Raw genomic sequence first — 1,430 nt, forward strand, 5'->3', positions numbered from 1 at the left:
TAAGGCTGAGACACGACGTCGAGCATCTACGGATGTGAAGTCATTGATGCCATGCTTCCAGGAAAAGCCTCTAAGCTTCAGATTGTAAGGAATCGTACCCCAAACCGACACAGGTGGTCGGGTAGAGAATACCAAGGCGCTTGAGAGAACTCGGGTGAAGGAACTAGGCAAAATGGTACCGTAACTTCGGGAGAAGGTACGCTCTCGACGGTGAAGTCCCTCGCGGATGGAGCTATTGAGAGTCGCAGATACCAGGTGGCTGCAACTGTTTATTAAAAACACAGCACTGTGCAAAATCGCAAGATGACGTATACGGTGTGACGCCTGCCCGGTGCCGGAAGGTTAATTGATGGGGTTAGACTTCGGTCGAAGCTCTTGATCGAAGCCCCGGTAAACGGCGGCCGTAACTATAACGGTCCTAAGGTAGCGAAATTCCTTGTCGGGTAAGTTCCGACCTGCACGAATGGCGTAATGATGGCCACGCTGTCTCCACCCGAGACTCAGTGAAATTGAAATCGCTGTGAAGATGCAGTGTACCCGCGGCTAGACGGAAAGACCCCGTGAACCTTTACTACAGCTTGGCACTGAACATTGACCCTACATGTGTAGGATAGGTGGGAGGCTTTGAAGCGCAGTCGCTAGATTGCGTGGAGCCGTCCTTGAAATACCACCCTTGTAGTGTTGATGTTCTAACGTCGACCCCTTATCGGGGTTGCGGACAGTGCCTGGTGGGTAGTTTGACTGGGGCGGTCTCCTCCCAAAGCGTAACGGAGGAGCACGAAGGTGGGCTAATCACGGTTGGACATCGTGAGGTTAGTGCAATGGCATAAGCCCGCTTGACTGCGAGAATGACAATTCGAGCAGGTGCGAAAGCAGGTCATAGTGATCCGGTGGTTCTGAATGGAAGGGCCATCGCTCAACGGATAAAAGGTACTCCGGGGATAACAGGCTGATACCGCCCAAGAGTTCATATCGACGGCGGTGTTTGGCACCTCGATGTCGGCTCATCACATCCTGGGGCTGAAGTCGGTCCCAAGGGTATGGCTGTTCGCCATTTAAAGTGGTACGCGAGCTGGGTTTAGAACGTCGTGAGACAGTTCGGTCCCTATCTGCCGTGGGCGTTGGAGAATTGAAAGGGGCTGCTCCTAGTACGAGAGGACCGGAGTGGACGAACCTCTGGTGTTCGGGTTGTGTCGCCAGACGCATTGCCCGGTAGCTAAGTTCGGGATCGATAACCGCTGAAAGCATCTAAGCGGGAAGCGAGCCTTGAGATGAGTTCTCCCTGATACTTTAAGTATCCTAAAGGGTTGTCGTAGACTACGACGTTGATAGGCAGGGTGTGTAAGCGTTGTGAGGCGTTGAGCTAACCTGTACTAATTGCCCGTGAGGCTTAACCATACAACACCCAAGGGGTTTTGATGGACTCAATG

1 rRNA gene (only partly in view) is annotated in these 1,430 nt (G+C 52.8%); it reads left to right on the plus strand.

Annotated features, from left to right (window positions below):
* Positions 1-1,398, plus strand: a 23S ribosomal RNA gene (locus tag R7P35_RS23545) (it extends 1,566 nt beyond the left edge of the window).
* Positions 1,399-1,430 lie beyond the last annotated feature (32 nt).

It is taken from the genome of Vibrio sp. Vb0304 (assembly GCF_033338995.1).
Taxonomy (GTDB): domain Bacteria; phylum Pseudomonadota; class Gammaproteobacteria; order Enterobacterales; family Vibrionaceae; genus Vibrio; species Vibrio alginolyticus.